Annotated in this window: 17 protein-coding genes, 3 tRNA genes and 1 pseudogene; 7 read left to right on the top strand and 14 right to left on the bottom strand. The window is 60.9% G+C overall.

All coding sequences use genetic code 11. The features are described from left to right. Positions 1-3: 3 nt before the first annotated feature. Positions 4-660: a TetR/AcrR family transcriptional regulator gene (locus tag FDG13_RS10970; protein ID WP_180127597.1), complete on the bottom strand. Its 657-nt coding sequence runs from the start codon at positions 658-660 to the stop codon at positions 4-6. A 166-nt stretch (positions 661-826) separates the two neighbouring features. Between FDG13_RS10970 and FDG13_RS10965 the strand changes: the two genes are divergently transcribed. Genes FDG13_RS10965 through FDG13_RS10950 form a run of 4 tightly spaced genes read left to right on the top strand, consistent with a single transcriptional unit; the run spans position 827 to position 7,271 of the window. Beyond that, positions 827-2,026, top strand: coding sequence for an efflux RND transporter periplasmic adaptor subunit (locus FDG13_RS10965; RefSeq protein WP_180127595.1), 1,200 nt, complete (start codon positions 827-829; stop codon positions 2,024-2,026). Positions 2,027-2,046: 20 nt separating this feature from the next. Then, positions 2,047-5,208 (top strand): efflux RND transporter permease subunit, encoded by a 3,162-nt coding sequence (locus FDG13_RS10960; RefSeq protein ID WP_180127593.1) that lies wholly within the window; start codon positions 2,047-2,049, stop codon positions 5,206-5,208. A 1-nt stretch (position 5,209) separates the two neighbouring features. Further along, the gene (gene adeC / locus FDG13_RS10955; RefSeq protein ID WP_180127591.1) at positions 5,210-6,616 is read left to right on the top strand and encodes an AdeC/AdeK/OprM family multidrug efflux complex outer membrane factor; all 1,407 of its coding nucleotides are present in this window, start codon (positions 5,210-5,212) and stop codon (positions 6,614-6,616) included. Between the two features lie 19 nt (positions 6,617-6,635). Beyond that, positions 6,636-7,271 carry a TetR family transcriptional regulator gene (locus FDG13_RS10950; protein WP_180127589.1) on the top strand — a complete coding sequence of 212 codons (636 nt, stop codon included), beginning with the start codon at positions 6,636-6,638 and terminating at the stop codon, positions 7,269-7,271. Positions 7,272-7,485: 214 nt separating this feature from the next. Here the strand turns inward: FDG13_RS10950 and FDG13_RS10945 are convergent, their stop codons facing one another. The 12 genes from FDG13_RS10945 to folC form a co-directional block, all read right to left on the bottom strand. After that, on the bottom strand, positions 7,486-8,397 hold the full coding sequence (locus FDG13_RS10945; RefSeq protein WP_180127587.1) for an OmpA family protein: 912 nt from the start codon (positions 8,395-8,397) through the stop codon (positions 7,486-7,488). Positions 8,398-8,435: 38 nt separating this feature from the next. After that, positions 8,436-8,810, bottom strand: coding sequence for a DUF4398 domain-containing protein (locus FDG13_RS10940; RefSeq protein ID WP_180127585.1), 375 nt, complete (start codon positions 8,808-8,810; stop codon positions 8,436-8,438). 208 nt (positions 8,811-9,018) lie between these two features. Continuing rightward, a complete protein-coding gene (locus FDG13_RS10935; protein ID WP_255435203.1) occupies positions 9,019-9,771 on the bottom strand; it encodes a DUF3047 domain-containing protein in 753 nt (250 codons plus the stop codon). A 108-nt stretch (positions 9,772-9,879) separates the two neighbouring features. Further along, positions 9,880-9,956, bottom strand: a tRNA-Asp gene (locus FDG13_RS10930). 89 nt (positions 9,957-10,045) lie between these two features. Continuing rightward, positions 10,046-10,121, bottom strand: a tRNA-Glu gene (locus FDG13_RS10925). A gap of 37 nt (positions 10,122-10,158) precedes the next feature. Further along, positions 10,159-10,234 (bottom strand) — tRNA-Ala (locus FDG13_RS10920). A gap of 65 nt (positions 10,235-10,299) precedes the next feature. Further along, complete coding sequence (gene gltX, locus FDG13_RS10915) at positions 10,300-11,697, bottom strand: glutamate--tRNA ligase (RefSeq protein WP_255435202.1); 1,398 nt, start codon at positions 11,695-11,697, stop codon at positions 10,300-10,302. A gap of 1 nt (position 11,698) precedes the next feature. Next, positions 11,699-12,907: an O-succinylhomoserine sulfhydrylase gene (locus FDG13_RS10910; RefSeq protein WP_180127581.1), complete on the bottom strand. Its 1,209-nt coding sequence runs from the start codon at positions 12,905-12,907 to the stop codon at positions 11,699-11,701. Positions 12,908-12,909: 2 nt separating this feature from the next. Beyond that, complete coding sequence (gene purF, locus FDG13_RS10905; protein WP_078366314.1) at positions 12,910-14,409, bottom strand: amidophosphoribosyltransferase; 1,500 nt, start codon at positions 14,407-14,409, stop codon at positions 12,910-12,912. 28 nt (positions 14,410-14,437) lie between these two features. After that, entirely contained in the window at positions 14,438-14,926 is a 489-nt protein-coding gene (locus FDG13_RS10900; protein ID WP_180127579.1) for a CvpA family protein, read from the bottom strand. A gap of 12 nt (positions 14,927-14,938) precedes the next feature. After that, positions 14,939-15,769 carry an SPOR domain-containing protein gene (locus FDG13_RS10895; protein ID WP_180127577.1) on the bottom strand — a complete coding sequence of 277 codons (831 nt, stop codon included), beginning with the start codon at positions 15,767-15,769 and terminating at the stop codon, positions 14,939-14,941. A 19-nt stretch (positions 15,770-15,788) separates the two neighbouring features. Further along, positions 15,789-17,105 carry a bifunctional tetrahydrofolate synthase/dihydrofolate synthase gene (folC, locus tag FDG13_RS10890; protein ID WP_180127575.1) on the bottom strand — a complete coding sequence of 439 codons (1,317 nt, stop codon included), beginning with the start codon at positions 17,103-17,105 and terminating at the stop codon, positions 15,789-15,791. Positions 17,106-17,164: 59 nt separating this feature from the next. Between folC and FDG13_RS10885 the strand changes: the two genes are divergently transcribed. From FDG13_RS10885 to argG, 3 genes are all read left to right on the top strand, one after another. Next, a complete protein-coding gene (locus FDG13_RS10885) occupies positions 17,165-17,548 on the top strand; it encodes an ArsC family reductase (protein ID WP_180128082.1) in 384 nt (127 codons plus the stop codon). A gap of 87 nt (positions 17,549-17,635) precedes the next feature. Further along, a complete protein-coding gene (locus FDG13_RS10880) occupies positions 17,636-17,962 on the top strand; it encodes a pyrimidine/purine nucleoside phosphorylase (protein ID WP_180127573.1) in 327 nt (108 codons plus the stop codon). 178 nt (positions 17,963-18,140) lie between these two features. Further along, positions 18,141-19,472: an argininosuccinate synthase gene (gene argG / locus FDG13_RS10875; protein ID WP_180127571.1), complete on the top strand. Its 1,332-nt coding sequence runs from the start codon at positions 18,141-18,143 to the stop codon at positions 19,470-19,472. 80 nt (positions 19,473-19,552) lie between these two features. Here argG and FDG13_RS10870 read toward each other — a convergent pair. Next, positions 19,553-20,062, bottom strand: a pseudogene (locus FDG13_RS10870) (PDDEXK nuclease domain-containing protein); the annotation flags it as partial. Positions 20,063-20,186 lie beyond the last annotated feature (124 nt).

The following is a 20,186-nucleotide window of genomic DNA, read 5'->3' as shown; positions in this document are numbered from 1 at the left end:
GGGTCAATCAGCGCACCGACGGGGAGACTCTTCAGCCATACCGCTGTCGGACTCCAGCGCGTAAGCATTTGCAAAAGCGAGCATGGCGCGCCCCGCCATGTCTTTGATCTGCTCGTCTGTCAGGGGTGACAGCGCTTTGTAGTACCAGCGTGGCTGGATTTCCGCCTGTACCAAGGCGATAAATTGTTGGGCGGCCACCGTCGGGTCGCCTTGGCGCATACAGCCCTGTTCCATGGCTCGGCGGAAAAACTCAGCAATGTCTGTGATGCCTAGCTTGGGCCCCGCTTCATAAAACAACTCTCCCACATTGGAATGCCCCGCCTCGGCCAACACCATGCGGTGGGTGGCCGCCAATTCCGGGCTGCACATCAAAACAGCTAACTTCTCGCTGAACTTGCCCAGTACCTCACGGATGCCCACACGGACATCGTGTGCGACCAGTTCATCGAAGGCACTCTGGATGTGCCGTTCACCCGCCGCCTTGGTGACTGCCAGAAACAGCGCCTCTTTGGACGGGTAGTAGCCGTAGATGGTGGATTTGGAGCCGCCAATGCGGTGAACGATCTCGGCCATAGACGCACGTTCGAAACCGAACTCAAGAAATACCTGCGACGCGACTTCCAGGATCGCCTCGCGGCGAGCTTCTGTCCGAACTTTCATCACTCCTCCTTAAATGTACCGATGAGTCTATTTTTGCTTGACAAACGCATTTTGTCAATTTAATATTCGCCAATACCGTACCGTTCAGTATTTTTTTAAATCCGTTTTTCACCCTTTTGTATCTGCCTGGCGTCCTGAGTGATGCCGCAGCTTAGGAGCCTTGTCCATGCACCCTGTTTTTCATCGACCCGTGGCCGTGCTGGCCACCGTTTCAGCCCTGGCCCTGGTGGCTTGTGGCGAAGCACCCCAGCCACCCGCCACCGCAGGCCAAGGTGTGCCCCAGGTCAGTGTGCATACGCTGCAACCCCAGCGCCTGGCCCTCACCACCGAGTTGCCTGGTCGTGTGGCACCCGCGTTGATTGCCGAAGTGCGCCCCCAGATCACCGGGCTGGTGTTGCAGCGCCGTTTCAAGGAAGGCAGCGACGTCAAGGCGGGCGATTTGCTCTACCAGATTGACCCCGCCACCTACCGCGCCAATGTGGACAGCGCCCAGGCTACCCTGGCCAAGGCCGAGGCCAATCTGGTCACGGTGAAGCTCAAGGCCGGTCGATACAAGGAACTGGCCGCCATCAAAGCGGTGAGCCAACAGGATGCCGACGATGCCGCAGCCTCCTTGCAACAGGCCGAGGCCGAGGTCAGCTCTGCCAAGGCGACCCTGCAAACCCAGCGCATCAACCTTGACTACACCCACATCACCTCACCGATCAGCGGTCGTATTGGCCGCTCGTCGGTCACGCAAGGTGCACTGGTCACAGCCAACCAGGCCAGCGCCCTGGCCACCGTGCAGCAGTTGAACCCGATTTATGTGGACGTGACCCAATCCACCAGCACCCTGCTGGCGATCAAACGCGCCATGGATGCGGGCACACTCAAAAGTGGCACCGCCAAAGTGCGTCTGGTGCTGGAGGACGGCAGCGTCTATGCGCAGCCGGGCAAGCTGCAGTTTTCAGATGTGACCGTTGACAAAAGCACCGGGGCAGTGACCTTGCGTGCCGAGTTCCCCAACCCCCGCGCCGACCTGCTGCCCGGTATGTACGCTCGGGCAGTGCTGGAAGAAGGTGTGCTGGAACAGGCTCTGCTGGTGCCGCAACTCGCAGTGGCGCGTGACACCACAGGCAAACCTTATGCCTTTGTGGTGGACAGCGACGGCAAGCTGCAACAGCGCACGTTGACCACCAACCGTGCAGTGGGTGACCAATGGCTGGTGAGCGAAGGACTCCAACCCGGTGATGTCGTGGTGGTAGAAGGCCAACAAAAAGCGCGACCTGGTCAAGCAGTGCAGGCCCAGCCCTACGTACCCGCCGCACAAAAGACCGTTGCAGCTCAAAAGACGGACGCCGCTAGCGCCCCCGCTGGCACCAAATAAATCCCCACCGAGAGACTCCCATGGCCCGTTTTTTCATAGACCGCCCCATCTTCGCGTGGGTGCTTGCCATCATCACGATGCTGGCAGGCTTGATGGCAGTGCTGACACTGCCGATTGCCCAATACCCCACCATCGCACCGCCTGCGATTGCCATTTCGGCCAACTACCCTGGTGCGTCGTCCAAAACGCTCGAAGACACCGTGACCCAGGTGATCGAGCAGAAGATGAAGGGGCTGGACCGGCTGTCCTACATCGCCTCCACCAGCGAATCTTCGGGCAGCGTGACCATCACGCTGACCTTTGAGAACGGCACCGACCCCGACACCGCCCAGGTGCAGGTGCAAAACAAACTGGCCCTGGCCACACCCTTGTTGCCGCAAGAAGTGCAACAACAAGGTGTGCAGGTGACCAAGTCAGCCAGCAATTTTTTGAACGTGCTGGCGTTTGTGTCCGAAGACGGCAGGCTCAATGGCGCGGACCTGTCCGACTATGTGGCCGCCAACGTGCAGGACCCGATCAGCCGTGTGGAAGGTGTGGGAGACACCACGCTGTTTGGCTCGCAATACGCCATGCGCATCTGGCTCGACCCGAGCAAGCTCAACAGCTTCAACCTGACACCGCTGGACGTGAAAACGGCCATCGAAGCACAGAACGCCCAGGTGTCTGCCGGGCAACTGGGTGGCCTGCCCTCTGCCGCCAACCAACAGCTCAACGCCACCATCACCGCGCAGACACGCATGAAAACGGCAGAGGAATTCGCCGGTATCTTGTTGCGCACCCAGGCTGGCGGTGCTGCCGTGCGCCTGAGTGATGTGGCACGTATCGAGCTGGGGGGTGAGAGCTACGCCGTGGTAGCCCGCTTCAACGGCAAGCCCGCTGCGGGCCTGGCCATCAAGCTGGCCACCGGTGCCAATGCGCTCAACACCGTGAAAGCGGTGGATGCCAAGCTGGACGAACTGAGCCAGTTCCTCCCCCAGGGCGTCAAGGTCATCAAACCCTACGACACCACGCCGTTTGTGCGCATCTCGATCCAGGAAGTGGTCAAGACACTGATTGAGGCGGTGGTGCTGGTGTTTGTGGTGATGTACCTGTTTTTGCAGAACTTTCGCGCCACCTTGATCCCCACGATTGCGGTGCCGGTGGTGCTGATGGGCACCTTTGGTGTGCTGGCGGCGTTTGGGTATTCACTCAACACTCTGACCATGCTGGCCATGGTGCTGGCGATTGGCCTGCTGGTAGACGACGCCATTGTGGTGGTCGAGAACGTGGAGCGGGTGATGAGTGAAGAAGGCCTGCCCCCGCTGGAGGCCACACGCAAGTCCATGGGGCAGATCACCGGCGCCCTGGTCGGTGTGGCCCTGGTGCTGGCCGCGGTGTTTGTGCCCATGGCCTTTTTTGGTGGCTCCACCGGTGTGATCTACCGCCAGTTCACCGTCACCATCGTGTCGGCCATGACGCTGTCGGTGCTGGTGGCGATGATCCTTACACCCGCGCTGTGTGCCACGCTGCTCAAGCCCGTAGAAAAGGGACATGGCCTGGCCAACCAGGGCTTTTTTGGTGTCTTCAACCGCGCGTTTGACCGCAGCAACCGGGGTTACCAGGGCCTGGTGCAGCGCATGCTCAAACACGGCTGGCGCTGGATGTTGGGTTACGCCCTGTTGGTGATGGTGGTGGGTTTTGTATTCACCAAACTGCCCGCTGGCTTTTTGCCGGATGAAGACCAAGGCACCCTGTTTGCCCTGGTGGAACTGCCGCCTGGCGCCACACAAAGCAACACCGAGAAGGTGCTGGAGCAGGTGCAGAGCCACTTCCTGGAAGACCAGAAAGACGCTGTCGACTCCATCTTCACCGTGTCGGGCTTCAGCTTTGCCGGCAGTGGTCAGAACACCGGCCTGGCGTTCATCAAACTCAAGCCCTGGGACGAACGCACGGCCCCCGGCCTGAAGGCGCAGGCCGTGGCCAACAAGGCCATGGCAGCGTTGTCGCAGATCCGCAATGCCTCGGTGTTTGCATTTGCACCACCTGCGGTGTCCGAACTGGGCAACGCCAGCGGGTTTGACCTGATGCTGCAAGACCGTGCCAACCTGGGCCACGAGGCCCTGATGCAGGCGCGCAACCAATTGCTGGGGGCCTTGATGAAAGAGCCCGGCCTGGTCGCAGTGCGCCCCAACGGCATGGAAGACACCCCCGAGTTCCGGGTGGACATCGATGAACACAAGGCCGGTGCCTTGGGCCTGTCTATGAGTGACATCAACAACACCTTCTCGGTGGCCTGGGGCAGCAGCTACGTCAATGACTTCATCGACAAGGGTCGGGTCAAAAAAGTGTTCTTGCAGGCCGATGCACCGCACCGCATGGTGCCCGAAGACATGAACAAATGGTTTGTGCGCAACAGCAGCGGCACCATGGTTCCGTTCAGTGCGTTCTCCACCTCCAGCTGGACGACCGGCTCACCCCGTCTGGAGCGCTACAACGGCGTGCCTTCGGTCGAAATTCTGGGCATGGCCTTGCCGGGCACCCTGTCCAGCGGGCAGGCACTGGACTTGGTGGAACGCCACGCAGCCGAATTGCCCCCGGGCATCGGCTTTGAATGGACGGGTGTGTCGCGCCAGGAGCGCGAGTCGGGCGGCCAGGCCATGCTGCTGTATGCGGTGTCCATCCTGGTGGTGTTTTTGTGCCTGGCAGCGCTGTACGAGAGCTGGTCGATTCCGTTCTCGGTGCTGCTGGTGGTGCCGCTGGGCGTGCTGGGCACCCTGGCCGGGGCAATTCTGACGTGGAAGATGAATGACGTGTACTTCCAGGTCGGCTTGCTCACCACGGTGGGGCTGGCGTCCAAAAACGCCATCCTGATCGTCGAATTTGCCAAAGAGTTGCATGCCCACGGCATGTCGCTGGTGGAGTCAGCCGTCACGGCAGCACGTATGCGCTTGCGCCCGATTTTGATGACCTCGCTGGCGTTCATTCTGGGTGTATTGCCCCTGATGATCAGCCAAGGCGCGGGTGCCGGTGCACAAAACGCACTGGGCACCGCCGTGGTGGGAGGCATGGTGACCGGCACGGTGCTGGCCATCTTCTTCGTGCCACTGTTTTTTGTGGTGGTGCAAAAGCAGTTTGACCGCGCCCATCACCTGCCGCTTGTTGTTGAACCTGTTGTTACCCCTGTTGTATCGGAGGGCCATTGAAATGCCTCGTTCCCTGACCTTGTCCCTGGTGGCTGCCGCACTTGTGCTGGCAGGTTGTGCCAACCTGGCGCCGACCTATGAGCGGCCTGCCGCCCCGGTGCCCGCAGCCTACCCCGGCACCGCGCCTAACAGCCCGACTGTGACCGACATCGACTGGCGCACCTTTTTTGCCGACGCCAAATTGCGCAGCCTGATCGAGTTGGCCCTGGCCAACAACCGTGATCTACGCGTGGCCATCCTCAACATCGAGCAGGCCCGTGCGCAATACCGCGTGCAAGACGCGCAGACCCTGCCCACGGTCAACGCATCGGGCAGTGGCACGGCAGCGCGCACACCGGCCAGCCTGTCGGGTACCGGCGCCACCGTGACCAGCCACCAGTACATTGCCAACCTGGGTGTAAGTGCCTATGAGCTGGACCTGTTTGGCCGCGTGCACAACCTCAGCAGCCAGGCCCTGGAGCAATACCTGGCGACCGAGCAGGCGCGCCGGACCACACAAATCAGTCTGGTGGCCGAGGTCACCACGGCCTACCTCACCTGGGCGGCTGACCTGGAGCGCCTGACCCTGGCGGCTGAGACCCTGCGCAGCCAGACCGAGTCCTACCAGCTGACACAAACGCGGTTTGATCTGGGTGTGGCATCGGCCCTGACGCTGCGCCAGTTACAAACCAGTGTGGAGAGTGCGCGCGTCGATGTGGCCCGCTACACCGGCCAGGTGGCACAAGACCGCAACGCGCTGGCGCTGCTACTGGGCACGCCGGTGCCCGAGGCACTGGCACCCGAGGCCTTGGGTGACACGCTCAACACCTTGCCCGAGCTGCCTGCGGGCGTGCCATCTGACCTGCTGCTGCGCCGGCCTGACCTGCTGCAGTCCGAACACCAGCTCAAGGCCTACACCGCCAACATTGGTGCGGCGCGGGCCGCGTTCTACCCACGCATCAGCCTCACGGCCACGGCGGGCAGCAGCAGCGCAGATCTGTCCAGCCTGTTCAAGGCGGGATCGGGCAGCTGGAGCTTCATCCCGCAAATCAGCTTGCCCATTTTTGATGGTGGGAGCAACCAGGCCAACCTCGACAGCGCGGTCGCCGGGCGCGACATCGCAGTGGCGCAGTACGAAAAAGCGATCCAAACCGCCTTTCGCGAAGTGGCCGATGCCCTGGCCCAGCGCAGCGCTGTCGGTGACCAATGGCTGGCACAGACCGCGCTGGTGCAGGCCAGTGGTGAGGTACTGCAGATGTCGCAGGCCCGTTTTGACCGCGGTGTGGACAGCTACCTGGACGTGCTGGACGCCCAGCGCTCCTGGTACAGCGCACGCCAGACCCTCATCGGCACCCGCCTGACCCGCCTGACCAATGGCGTGACGCTGTACAAAGCGCTGGGCGGCGGCTGGTCTGGCACAACGTCCTGAAACCTGAAGGCCAGCCATCATGCGCAGAACACGGCAGCAGGCCCTGGCCACCCGCCAGAGCATTCTGGACGCAGCCGTCCAGGTGTTTCTGGAGCACGGTTTTCAGCACACGGCGATACAGGATGTGGCCGAGCGGGCGGGCGTGACCCGGGGCGCGGTCTACTGGCACTTTCGCAACCAGCTCGATGTGCTGGAGGCGCTGCTGGACACCACCCGACTGCCCTGGCAGGTGTTGCAGCCCCTGCCCAGGTCGCTGCTTGGCAGCACACCGGTGGCACCCATGCGGCAGGCCCTGGTGCGCATGGCCACCACACCCTTGACGTGGTTGGAGGGCTCGGTGCCAGCCCAGCAGATGCTGCGAATTCTGGGACAGATGAACGAGCCTGACAGTGCCACGCGTCTGGGTGTGCGCTTGAGCGCCCGTTTGGATGCGGACCGCAGTGCAGGTTTGCAGTGCTTGCGCATGGCGTTGGCACAAACCGCCGCCAGCGGTGCGCTGCGTCAGGGTACCGATCCTGCGGCGGCTGCGCTCGGGCTGTTTGTTCTGGTCGATGGACTCATGCACCAGTGGCTGCGCCAGCCCGAGGCCTTTGCTTTGGCGGCGATGGGCACGCAGGCGGTGCAATCCCACCTGGCGGGACTGCTACCGGCTTGATCGGCAGCTAATCAAGCGGTCTCAAGACCGCGCTATGGATTGCAAGCTCTGCTGCAGGGGCTTGACCCGGCAACAGAGCACCTACACAAGCATCACTATTCATAGCTACCTGCCCTTATTCAATAAGGGCTAGAAGCCATTTTATGCATAACCGTCTGGGCCACCCCAGACCACCCCGACCGCAGCAAGGGCTGCGATTTGGAGCAACTGCGCCTTAACGCGCCGTGACCCGGCCACTTTCGTCAGACAACACAATTTCCACCCGGCGGTTGAGCTGGCGGTTGGTGGCGGTGTCATTGGCCACCACCGGGAAAGACTCGCCATAACCCCGCATGGCAACACGGTCCGAGGCAATACCCATCTGTTGCAAGGCGGCCTGTACCGCACCTGCACGGCGCTCTGACAGGGCCTGGTTGTAGTCAGCCGCACCCGTGCTGTCGGCAAACCCTTCCACCAGCACATTGCGCTGTGGGTTGTTTTGCAGCAGGGTGGCGAGCTTTTGTGCGGTGGCCATGCCGGTGGCGGTCAGACGCGACTGGTCGGTCGCAAACAGCACATCCCCCATGGTGATGACCATGCCGCGCTCGGTCTTTTTGGCCGCCAGATCGGCCAACTGGGTTTCCAGCTGGGCGTTACGCAACTGGGCGTTGGCAGCATCATCCTGGGCTTGCTGAGTCTGCAGCTTGGCGCGGGCAGCGTCGTTTTGCGCCATCAAAGCCGCTTGATTGGCGGTGTTGGCGCGGATCTGGGCGGCATTGGCTTCGTTGGTGCGCTGGTCCAGCATCAGTTGGCTACGCTGCTTACCAGCATTGGCGACATCTGCCTCGGCCATACGGCGTTTGGTCACCTCTTGTGTCAAGGCAATCTTTTGCCGGGCCAAATAGGCCAGTTGGTCCACCTCATCTTTGCTGCCACGCTCAGCGGCCACAGTTTCGGTTTTGTCCATGGCGTCGCTGGCGAGTTTCATCTCTTGGGGCGCATAGGTGGCCACGTTCGGGCTGGCCTGAGCTGAGCGGTATTCCAAGCGAGTTTGCTCCAGCAAGGAGGTGGATTGCGGGGTCGAGCCACAGGCTGCCAGCAGCGCAGCCACGGCCAGAACAACGGGGGTCAGATAGGTGTTTTTCATAGTGGATTCCAATGGGTGTGAGGGAGTGTGAGCGTGGCTCAGAGATTGCGCTCAAGCTCGGCGCGCAACACACGAATGTCCTCTTGCAGAGCATCCGAGGCGGCCTGGGCTTTGGCTGAATTGGCCTTGCTTTGGGCCAGTTTGGCGTCTACCTCAGCCTGGGCGGCCAATTCACGTGCCAGCTTGTAGTCTTTGGCGGCCATGGCTTGGTTGGCCAGCACCATCTTGTCGCGCGCAGCAGTCATTTCGACCGGTGCGTATTGCACACCACCGGCGCCTGCCGCGTTGTCCACGGCGGCTTTGGAAACAGCCACATCAGCGGTCGCCGGGGTTTTCAAACTGCTACAACCGACCACCAGCAAAGCAGTGGCACCGAACAAGGCCGTTACCCAGCGTCTTGAATGTGTTCTCATCATCTCTCTCCTTAAATGTCCATCAAGCGCAGGATCACTCTTGATAAGGACGGTTATAGGCGGATGGGTCAAACTGGTCTGTTCGCTGGCACACGATGGTGTGGACCCGGCGGCTCATTCCAGCACGAACAGATCGCTGTCAGCTGGCGCCTGGCCAGAGGCGCGCTAAGGGAAAAAAGAAAAGGAATGCGGTAGCCGAGTCGGCGGCTTAACGCGCTGGTGTCAGATCGAGCTGTCCGTACACAACGCGTGCGTTGGAGCGGGTGTTGTCGGTATCGGTCATGATGCCGATCCCCACCAGGGCACCGGGGGGTTCGCCAAAGGCGCGCTCAAAGTCGGCGCGAATGTTTCGCTCATAGAAGTGCCAGCGGCTGAGCCCTCGCGCACCAGACTCCACCACCATCTGGCGAATGCGGTCGGTACGCGGATTCACAATCACAGAATCCGATGGCCGGGTGTTGCACCAGACATACATCAAGGTCGCGTAAGGCAAAGGTTCACCGGTGATGGCGTGTGAAAGCTCCGACATCATCGCGTTTTTCATGGAAAACCGCGACCGATCACCGTCAAAGGCCAAGATGATCCGCACCGGTGAGTCATCGGCTTCGGGCAAAGCCATGTCGGCAGCGTCGATCAGTTGAGGAACGTTCCATGAAAACCGGATGCGCCCCAGCTCAGCCGGCTCAACACGCATTCGGTGGCGCAACATGCTGGCTGAGGACTTGGCTTGTGCCGCCACCGCCGGTCTGCCGTCTACCCGCTGGAATGAAAACTCGGTCGCTTGTTTGCCAGGCAACAGGTAGTGCTGCCAGGTATCAAAAGCGGGCAATGCCTGCGCCGGACGGGTCAGATTTGGCGCTGGGTCTGGCGTTTTGCCATCGGCCAGCTGCGAGGATGTGTTGGAAACCGTCGAGCAGCCCCCCAGCACAGCCAAAGCCAGAACACACACACCAGGTGTCAAACAAAGGCTCTTGGGAATCGGCAGGTGGAACATGCTTTTGCTGCAGTCAGTGTCGAGACAAGAAAAAAGGGTTTGCTACTACTTTCGTAGCGGCAAACCCTTTGATACTGGCGGAGCGGACGGGACTCGAACCCGCGACCCCCGGCGTGACAGGCCGGTATTCTAACCAACTGAACTACCACTCCTGGTAGCTAACGTTTACTCTTTCGAGCCAAGTCATTTGCTTTTGACAGCAAACCGTTACCGACTTGCGCCGTGTTATCCGAAGATAACTTGGCGACCCCACGGGGATTCGAACCCCGGTACTCACCGTGAAAGGGTGATGTCCTAGGCCTCTAGACGATGGGGTCAAAACCTTTGGACTAACCAGTCAACACTTTGGAACTTTGGTGGAGGTAAGCGGGATCGAACCGCTGACCTCTTGCATGCCATGCAAGCGCTCTCCCAGCTGAGCTATACCCCCAAAAACCACTTTGCAACTTTTTCAAATTGCTCGTAACTTCCAAGCCTCAAATTATAGCGCGTAATTTACGCTTGTTGCAAGCGTTGCAAAACTTTTTGTCGATCGAACAAAGAAAGCATCGCATCGACCGACGGTGTATGGGCTGTGCCCGCCACCAAAACACGCACTGGCATCGCCAAATGCGGCATCTTCAGGCTGCAAGCCGTCAGCACTTCCTTGATGGCGGCAGCAATCCCCGCCTTGTCCCAGGCGCAGCTGGACAGCTTCTCGGACAACAAGGCCAGGGCCGGTTTGACGGCCTCGGTGACATGCTGTGTACGCTCGGCCTCGGTCGGTGTGACATCGGCATAAAACACCGCCGCCCAGTCGGCCAGAGCCACCGTGGTGTCACAGCGGTCCTTGAACAAGGCACAAATGCCGACCAGGCGCTCATCGGCGGTGATGCCACGTTTTTGCAACTGGGCTTGCACCAGCGGGGCCAACACCTCGTCTGCCGTGGCCTTGATGTGTTGTGCGTTCACCCAGCGCAACTTGGCCTCATCAAACTGCGCTGCACTCTTGCCCAGGTGGTCCAGGTTGAACCACTGCAGGAACTGCTCACGGCTGAAAATTTCGTCGTTGCCATGACTCCAGCCCAGGCGCGCCAAGTAGTTCACCATGGCGTCGGGCAAATAACCTTCGTCACGGTACTGGGTGACCGGTTTGGCACCGTTGCGTTTACTCATCTTTTCACCCTGCTCATTGAGCACGGTCGGCAGATGGGCATACACCGGGTGCTCTTTGCCCAAGGCCTTGAAGATGTTGATCTGGCGCGGTGTGTTGTTAACGTGGTCGTCACCCCGGATCACATGGGTGATGGCCATGTCCATGTCGTCCACCACCACACAGAAGTTGTAGGTGGGCGTGCCGTCCGGGCGGGCGATCACCAGGTCATCGAGCTCGTCGTTGCTGATCTCGATGCGGCCTTTGACCTTGTCCTCCCACACGACTGAGCCACTCTGCGGATTTTTGAAACGCAGCACCGGCGCCACACCTTCGGGAACGGGTGGCAAGACCTTGCCCTCGGCCGGGCGCCAGGTGCCGTCGTAACGCGGCTTTTCCTTGGCGGCGGTCTGGCGCTCACGCAACGCGTCGAGTTCCGCCATGCTCATGTAGCAGGGATACACATGGCCAGCAGCGACCAGTTCCGCCAGCACTTCCTTGTAGCGGTCCATGCGCTGCATCTGGTAGAACGGGCCTTCGTCGTGGTCCAGACCCAACCAGGTCATGCCTTCAATGATCACATCCACAGCAGCCTGGCTCGAGCGCTCCAGGTCGGTGTCTTCGATGCGCAGCACAAAATCACCACCGGTGGAGCGGGCAAAGGCCCAGGGGTACAAGGCCGAGCGGATGTTGCCCAGGTGAATAAAACCAGTGGGAGACGGTGCAAAACGGGTGCGGGTACGCATAGTAGGTGTGTTCATATCAGAAAGAAGTGAGGCCACGGTCAAGGTCAGCCTGAATGTCGTTGATGTTTTCCAGACCCACGGCCACGCGGATCATGCCTTGGCTGACACCCGCGAGTTGCCGCTGCGCCGGGGTCAAGCGGCCATGTGAGGTGCTGGCGGGGTGCGCGAGCAGGGTTTTGGTATCACCCAGGTTGGTGCACAGCGACAGCGTCGCGAGTGAATCCAACACATGGAAGGCACGCTGGCGCGCTTGGTCGTCGTCAGTCGCTTTGACCTCAAACGACAACACGGCACCACCACAGTTAGACTGCTGCGCCATCGCCAATTCATGCTGCGGGTGGCTGGCCAGGCCAGGGTAATACACCTTGGCCACCGCTGGATGGGCCTGCAGCCACTGCGCCAGAGCCAGGGCACGTTCGGACTGGGCTTGCATACGGATCGATAGCGTCTCCAGCCCCTTGAGCACCACCCAGGCGTTGAACGGCGCCAGCGTCATGCCACCACTCTTGAGGATCGGCAGAAAGCTCTCGCTCACCAGCTCTTCACTGGCGCACAAAGCCCCGGCCATGACCCGTCCCTGGCCGTCCAGGTACTTGGTGCCCGAATGCACCACGATGTCGGCGCCCAGGGTCATCGGCCGCTGCAGCGCCGGTGTGGCAAAACAGTTGTCCACCGCCAGCAGCGCGCCCGCCTCATGGGCGATGTCGGCCAGCGCCCGGATGTCACAGACGTCGGTCAGCGGGTTGGTGGGGGTTTCGGCAAACAGCAGCTTGGTGTTGGGCTGGATGGCCGCTTTCCAGGCGGCTGCATCGGTCTGCGGTACAAAGGTCGAGCTCACCCCAAACTTGGCCAGGTCCGAGCCAATGAGTTTGATGGTGGAGCCAAACATCGAGTGGGAGCAGATCACATGGTCGCCCGCCTGCAGCAGCCCCAGACACATCATCAAAATGGCCGACATGCCCGATGCGGTGGAAATACAGGCCTGCGCACCTTCGAGTGCGGCCAGGCGCTGCTCAAAACTGCTCACCGTCGGGTTGCCGTAACGGCCATAGGTGTAGCCGTCTTCTTCCCCCGAAAAACGGCGTGCGGCGGCCTCGGCACCGGGCTGCACATAACCACTGGTGAGAAACAGCGCCTCGGAATTTTCGCCATACTGGCTGCGCGCCACGGCGGTGCGCACCGCCAGCGTGTCGCGGTGCAGGGGTTCAAAAAGAGGGGTTGTCATGCTCAGTCCTCAGAATTGGGTAGGGCCAGGCGCGAGTTGTCGTCCTGGTTGTCGTCGGTGCCGACCCGGCTGGCATTCAGGCGAACGATGTCCTCCACCGTGATGTCGCCGGTGACGTACACACCGTCAAAACACGAAGCATCAAAACCATGGATGGCTGGGTTGAGTGAACCGATGGCCTTTTTCATGGCTTCCACGTCCTGGTAAATCAGGGCATCACAACCAATGAGTTCGCGGATTTCTTCGACCGTGCGGTTGTGCGCCACCAGCTCCTGCGGTGTCGGCATGTCGATGCCATACACATTGGGGTAACGGACCGGCGGCGCGGCGCTGGCCATGTAAACCTTGCGGGCACCGGCATCACGCGCCATTTGCACAATCTCCTTGGAGGTGGTGCCACGCACAATGGAGTCGTCCACCAGCAGCACATTGCGACCCTTGAACTCGCTGGCGATCACATTGAGCTTCTGGCGCACCGACTTCTTGCGTACCGACTGGCCCGGCATGATGAAGGTGCGGCCCACATAACGGTTTTTCACAAAACCTTCGCGGTACGGCAGGCCCAGCAGCTGTGCCAGCTGCGCCGCACTCGGGCGGCTGGACTCGGGGATCGGGATGACCACGTCAATCTCATTGGGCGGCACGGTGGAGATCACCCGTTTGGCCAGAGTTTCGCCCAGGTTCAGTCGTGCCTGGTAGACCGAGATGCCGTCCAGCACCGAATCCGGCCGCGCCAGGTAAACAAACTCGAAGATGCAGGGGTTGAGCACCGGCGCGTCAGCGCACTGCTTGGTGTGCATCTGGCCTTGCAGGTCGATGAACACCGCCTCACCGGGCGCCACATTGCGCTCAAACTTGTGCGAGGTGCCCTCCAACGCCACCGATTCGCTGGCCAACATCCAGGTGTCATCGGTGCGGCCCACGCACAGCGGGCGGATGCCGTGCGGGTCACGGAACGCCAGCACACCATGGCCGGCAATCATGGCGATCACCGCGTACGAGCCCCGAATACGGCGGTGCACCCGGCGCACCGCCTCGAACACGTCGCTGGGGGTCAGAGGCAGGCCACGGGTTGTGGCCTCGATCTCGTGCGCCAGCACATTGAGCAGCACCTCGGAGTCGCTCTCTGTGTTGATGTGGCGGTGGTCGGCGTTGAACAACTCCGCCTTGAGGGCATGGGCGTTGGTCAGATTGCCGTTGTGCACCAACACAATGCCAAATGGCGCGTTCACATAAAAGGGCTGGGCCTCTTCTTCGCTGAAGGCATTGCCTGCAGTGGGATAACGCACCTGGCCCAGGCCGCAGTTGCCCGGCAAAGAGCGCATGTTGCGGGTGCGAAACACGTCGCGCACCATGCCCTTGGCCTTGTGCATGAAAAACTTGCGGTTGAGCTGGGTGACGATACCCGCTGCATCCTGGCCACGGTGCTGCAACAGCAGCAACGCGTCATAAATCAGCTGGTTAACCGGCGACTGGCTGACAACACCTACGATTCCACACATTTAGATTTCCCGGTTATTTCATAAAGAGTCAGACTGGCAAGAACCGATTGAGTTCATGCGGCAAAACAGGTTTCAGCTGGGTGATCAAAGCCTCAGCCATCGCGGCCCCCACCGATTCACGCCAGGCGCTACTGTCTTTCACGGGTGTCATGTGCACCACCACCGTGGCCAACAGCAGCAGCAAGACCCCGCGCAACACACCAAACAACGCCCCCAGCGCCCGGTCCAGCGGGTTCAGGCCCACGGCAGCGGTCAGTTTCTTGATCAGCACCACCACCAGACCACCCAACAGGATCACCAGCACAAACACCAGCAAGAAGCCTGCCGCGTAACGCATCGGTGCACTGGCGCCGCTCATCGGCAGCTGCTGCGCGGCATCCAGCGCCAGCCACTGTGCCAGCACAAAAGCCAGCACCCAGTTCACCAGCGACAGCACCTCGTACACCAGGCCGCGCCAAGCCCCGAGCACCATCGAGAACAGCAACACCGCAGCAAAAATCCAGTCCAACGCAGGCATGGTCACCAACAACTACAGCGTCAACAAGGCAGCGGGCAAATTGAGTTTCTTGATTTTTTCAGCCACCTTGTCGGCCTCGGCCTTGCTGGTGAAGGGGCCGGCACGCACCCGGATGCGCCGCCCTTCCTTGGTGTCGGCGGTCTGGGCATAGGTTTTCACGCCGGCGCGCTCGAGTTTGACCCGCACCTCATGTGCGCGGGCGTTGTCAGAAAAAGCGCCCACCTGCACCACGTAGCGCTCGGCGGTGGCGCTGGCGGTTTTGGCGGGTGCAGCTGCCGAACTGGCGGCTTTGGGTGCCTTGGCAGCGGTTTCCGCCGATTTATCGGCGGGCTTGGGCTCAGGCTTGCCTTCCAACAGCGCCAGCGCCCGGTTGGCCTCGGCCGGGGTGGCCGCCGGTTTGGGGCTGGTAGGCGCCTCTTTGACTACGGTATTTGTAGCTACCTGCCCTTTATCTACCTGGGCTGGAGGCTGTTTTGATTCTGCAAGTTTGTCCGCAGCCGGTTTGGGTGCGGTGGCCGCAGCGGCTTGTGCAGCCGGTTCAGCCGCCACCGGGCTGGTTGGCGCAACGGTGTCCGCACTGGCCTGGGCGGGTTTGGCCGGGCTGGCCGGGATCACCAGCGGCAGCACCTTGTTTTTGTCGGGAATCACAATCGGGGTGTCCACCGCAATCGGGCGCGGCTGCTTGTCAAACAGCAGTGGCAGGCCGATCACAGCCACCAGCACCAGCACCGTGGCACCGGCCAGCCGGTATTTGGCGCGCTGGCGGATGGCTTCGATGCTGGGCGGCTGCCCGGATGCTCTTGGAAAGTCATCGGCGCCCTTGCGAAACTTGAAAAAAGCCATGCTGGTGTGTGGAGGTGGTTCAGGAGGTGGGCAGATGCCTGGCGGCCAGTCGGGGCACGCCGTCTTTCAAGACGCCGCCCACGGTGTAAAACGACCCGAAGACAACAATTCTATCAGCGGGGTCGGCGCCAGCCAGGGCCGCCTGCAGGGCCGCCTCGGGGTCGGGGTGCACGCTGGCACTGGCGTCTTTGCGGGTGTTCTGGGCTTGCCAGCGCTGCAGCAGCTCAGCCGCCGACAGCGCACGTTCGGTCGGTAAGTCGGAGAAATACCACTTGTCGATGACCGGGCCAATGCGGGCCAACATGGTGGCCAGGTCCTTGTCGGCCATCGCGCCAAAGACCGCATGGGTGGTCGGGAAATACCCCATGGCGTCCAGGTTGGCAGTGAGCGCCGCCACCGCATGCGGGTTGTGCGCCACGTCCAACACCAGGGTCGGCTGGCCCGGCACAATCTGAAAACGCCCGGGCAAATCGGCCATCAGCAAACCGGCGCGTACTGACTGTGCACTCACCGGCAAACGCTCCCGCAACGCGGTCAGGGCCGACAACACACCAGCGGCGTTGAGCAGCTGGTTGGCACCACGCAGCGCCGGGTAGGCCAGCCCGGCAAAACGCCGCCCACGCCCGGCCCAGCCCCACTGCTGTTTGTCGCCGGACACATTGAAGTCCACCCCAACACGCCACAGGTCGGCCTCGACCTCCAACGCTCGGTCCAACACACTCTGCGGGGGCACCGGGTCGCTCACGATCACCGGTTTACCGGTGCGCATGATGCCGGCCTTCTCGTAACCAATGGCCTCGCGGTCATCCCCCAGCAAGGCCATGTGGTCCAGGTCGACGCTTGTGATGATGGCGCAGTCGGGCTCGATGATGTTGACCGCATCCAGGCGACCGCCCAGACCCACTTCCAGAATCACCACATCAAGTGGATGATGCCGTATCACGTCCAAGATGGCCAGGGTCGAAAACTCGAAGTAGGTCAGCGACACTTCATCGCCTTTTTTGCACCTGGCCCTTTCCACATCAGCAAAAGCCGCTACCAATTCTGCAGCTTTGACGGGCTCGCCATTGAGCCGCAGGCGCTCTTCAAAATGCACCAGGTGGGGTGAGGTGTAGACGCCGGTGCGGTAACCGGCCTGCCGCAAAATGGCCTCCAGCATGGCACAGGTCGAGCCCTTGCCGTTGGTGCCAGCCACGGTGATCACCGGGCAGTTCAGGCGGATGGCCATGCGCTCGGCCACCGTGCGCACACGCTCCAGCGTCATGTCGATGGCGGTCGGGTGGAGTTGCTCGCAGTACGCAAGCCAGTCGTTGAGGGTGTCAAAGGAATGTGTCATAGCGGCGCCAATTGTCGCGCAGCCCGGCAGGCCTGCAGCCGGGCCCGGTCAATGGCATCATGGCGGGCATGAAAAACACCGCGCCCTCCTCCTCGACCGTCACCGTGTACGGCATCCCCAACTGCGACACCGTCAAAAAAGCCCGCACCTGGCTCACCGACCAGGGTGTGGACTACCAGTTCCGCGACTTCAAGAAGCAAGGTGTGCCTGCAGACCTGTTGCCGGGCTGGCTCGCAGCCATTGGATGGGAAACCCTGGTCAACCGCAAAGGCACGACCTGGCGCAAGCTCGACGAAGCCACCCGGCTGGCGGTGGTGGACGATGCCTCCGCCACGGCGCTGATGCTGGCGAATCCGAGTGCAATCAAGCGACCGGTGGTGGTGTGGGCCGATGGCGCGGTCAGTGTCGGGTTTACTGCGGAGGCGTTTGCTGATCGGCTGTGAGTCTGTGACACCGCTGCGCAGGGCAAAAGCCGCGCTGCAAGCTCCCCTAAAATCCCCAGCTTTCACCGCCCGGAAAACAGCAGCACCATGACCACCACCCATATCGACAACGTGAATGTCACCACCAAAGCCAATGTGTACTTTGACGGCAAATGTGTCAGCCACGGTTTCACCGAGGCCGACGGCAGTAAAAAGTCGATCGGCGTGATCCTGCCGGCCACCCTCACCTTCAACACTGGCGCGCCCGAGATCATGGAATGTGTGGCTGGCAGCTGTGAGTACAAACTCGACGGCACCGACGTGTGGGTCAAGTCGTCCGAAGGCGAGAAGTTCAGCGTGCCTGGCAATGCCAAATTCCAGATCCGTGTCACCGAAGGGTTTGACGCGTACCACTACATCTGCGCCTACAACTGACTTCTGGATGATCGACGAAAAAGCGCCCTGGCGTCGTTGCGCCGCCTTGCCGTACAGGAGCGTACTGTCTGCGGCGGCGCGCCTAGCCAGACCACTTTTTCGTCGCCCCGAGATGTCTTGTTAAATTCAGTTTTCATAGCTACCCACCCATATTCCACAAGGGCTAGAGGCCAAAATCATGTCTAACACCATTCTGCAGAACATCCCCGTCGGCCAAAAGGTTGGCATCGCTTTCTCAGGCGGGCTCGACACCAGCGCCGCCTTGCACTGGATGAAGCTCAAGGGCGCCCTGCCCTACGCCTACACCGCCAACCTGGGCCAGCCCGACGAGTCGGACTACGACGAAATTCCGCGCAAGGCGATGACCTACGGCGCTGAAAAAGCCCGCCTGATCGACTGCCGCCAGCAGCTCGCTGCCGAAGGCTTGGCCGCCCTGCAAAGTGGCGCCTTCCACATCAGCACCGCAGGCGTGACCTACTTCAACACCACGCCGCTGGGCCGCGCGGTGACCGGCACCATGCTGGTGGCGGCGATGAAAGAGGACGACGTCAACATCTGGGGCGACGGCAGCACCTTCAAGGGCAACGACATCGAGCGCTTCTACCGCTACGGCCTGCTGACCAACCCGGCACTCAAGATCTACAAACCCTGGCTGGACCAGGCCTTCATCGACGAACTCGGTGGCCGCGCTGAAATGAGCGCCTTCATGACCGCGCACGGTTTTGGTTACAAGATGAGCGCCGAAAAGGCCTACAGCACTGACTCCAACATGCTCGGCGCCACCCACGAAGCCAAGGACCTGGAAAACCTCAACAGCGGCATCCGCATCGTCAACCCGATCATGGGTGTACCGTTCTGGAAAGACGACTGTGTGGTCAAGGCCGAAGAGGTGAGCGTGACCTTTGAAGAAGGCCGTCCGGTCGCGCTGAACGGTGTGGAATACCCCGATCTGGTCAGCCTGTTCCTGGAAGCCAACCGCATTGGTGGCCGCCACGGCCTGGGCATGAGTGACCAGATTGAGAACCGCATCATCGAAGCCAAGAGCCGCGGCATCTACGAAGCCCCCGGCCTGGCCCTGCTGTTCATCGCGTATGAGCGCCTGGTCACCGGCATCCACAACGAAGACACCATCGAACAATACCGCGAAAGCGGCCGCAAACTTGGCCGCCTGCTGTACCAAGGCCGCTGGTTCGACAGCCAGGCCATCATGCTCAGAGAGACCGCTCAACGCTGGGTGGCTAGCGCCATTACCGGCACCGTCACACTCGAACTGCGCCGTGGCAACGACTACTCGCTGCTCAACACCGAATCGCCTAACCTGACTTATGCGCCCGAGCGCCTGAGCATGGAAAAGGTGGAAGACGCACCTTTTAGCCCGCTTGACCGCATCGGTCAGCTGACCATGCGCAACCTGGACATCACCGACACCCGCGCCAAACTCGGCATTTATGCCAAGGCCGGGCTGTTGGAGCTGGGCAAGGGGGAAGACTTTTTGAAGCTGGGTAAGTAAGTCATTACTGACTGATCTGGCAAAAAGCCCGTCAGGCGTCACGCTTGGCGGGTTTTTTTATTGACCTTAGCGGTGTAGGCTCACTGCTCCAACCCGCCCAACTCGCTCTCAATGTGCGCAATGCTGGGCAGGCTGGTTTGCAGTTCAGCAGGCAGGGATTCGAGTAGCTGGTATTCCGCCACACCAATGGGCTGGGCGGTATCACGCAGCGCGTATTCGGCGACGATCTTGTTTTTGTTTTTGCAGAGCAATAAACCTATGGTCGGATTGTCCTGCTCGGCCTTGACCTGCATGTCCACTGCCGTCAAGTAAAAGCCCAGCTGCCCCAAATGCTCAGGCTTGAATTTGTCCGCCTTGAGTTCGACCACCACATAACAACGCAGCTTGAGGTGATAAAAAAGCAAGTCGATGTAAAAGTCATCACCACCGACTTCCAGATGAACCTGCCGCCCCACAAAGGCAAAACCAGCACCCAGTTCCAACAAAAATTGTGTGATGTGCTTGACCAACGCGGATTCGATTTCCCTCTCGTCCGCCTCTTTGCCAACATCCAGAAAGTCAAACAGATAAGGATCTTTGAGCGCCTGCCTAGGAGTCTGGGCGGCAGAAATATTTCGACGAAGGTGGCGTTGACATTTGGCGACACGAATTCGTCCGAGCCATGGTGATCGTGGCCATCAACAACTGTGTTGGTGGTCGTTTGATGGCTGGTGT

It is taken from the genome of Rhodoferax sp. BLA1, from assembly GCF_013416775.1.
Lineage (GTDB): Bacteria > Pseudomonadota > Gammaproteobacteria > Burkholderiales > Burkholderiaceae_C > Rhodoferax.
Note: the sequence above shows the minus strand (reverse complement) of the source record. Positions and strands in the feature narration are given on the sequence as shown.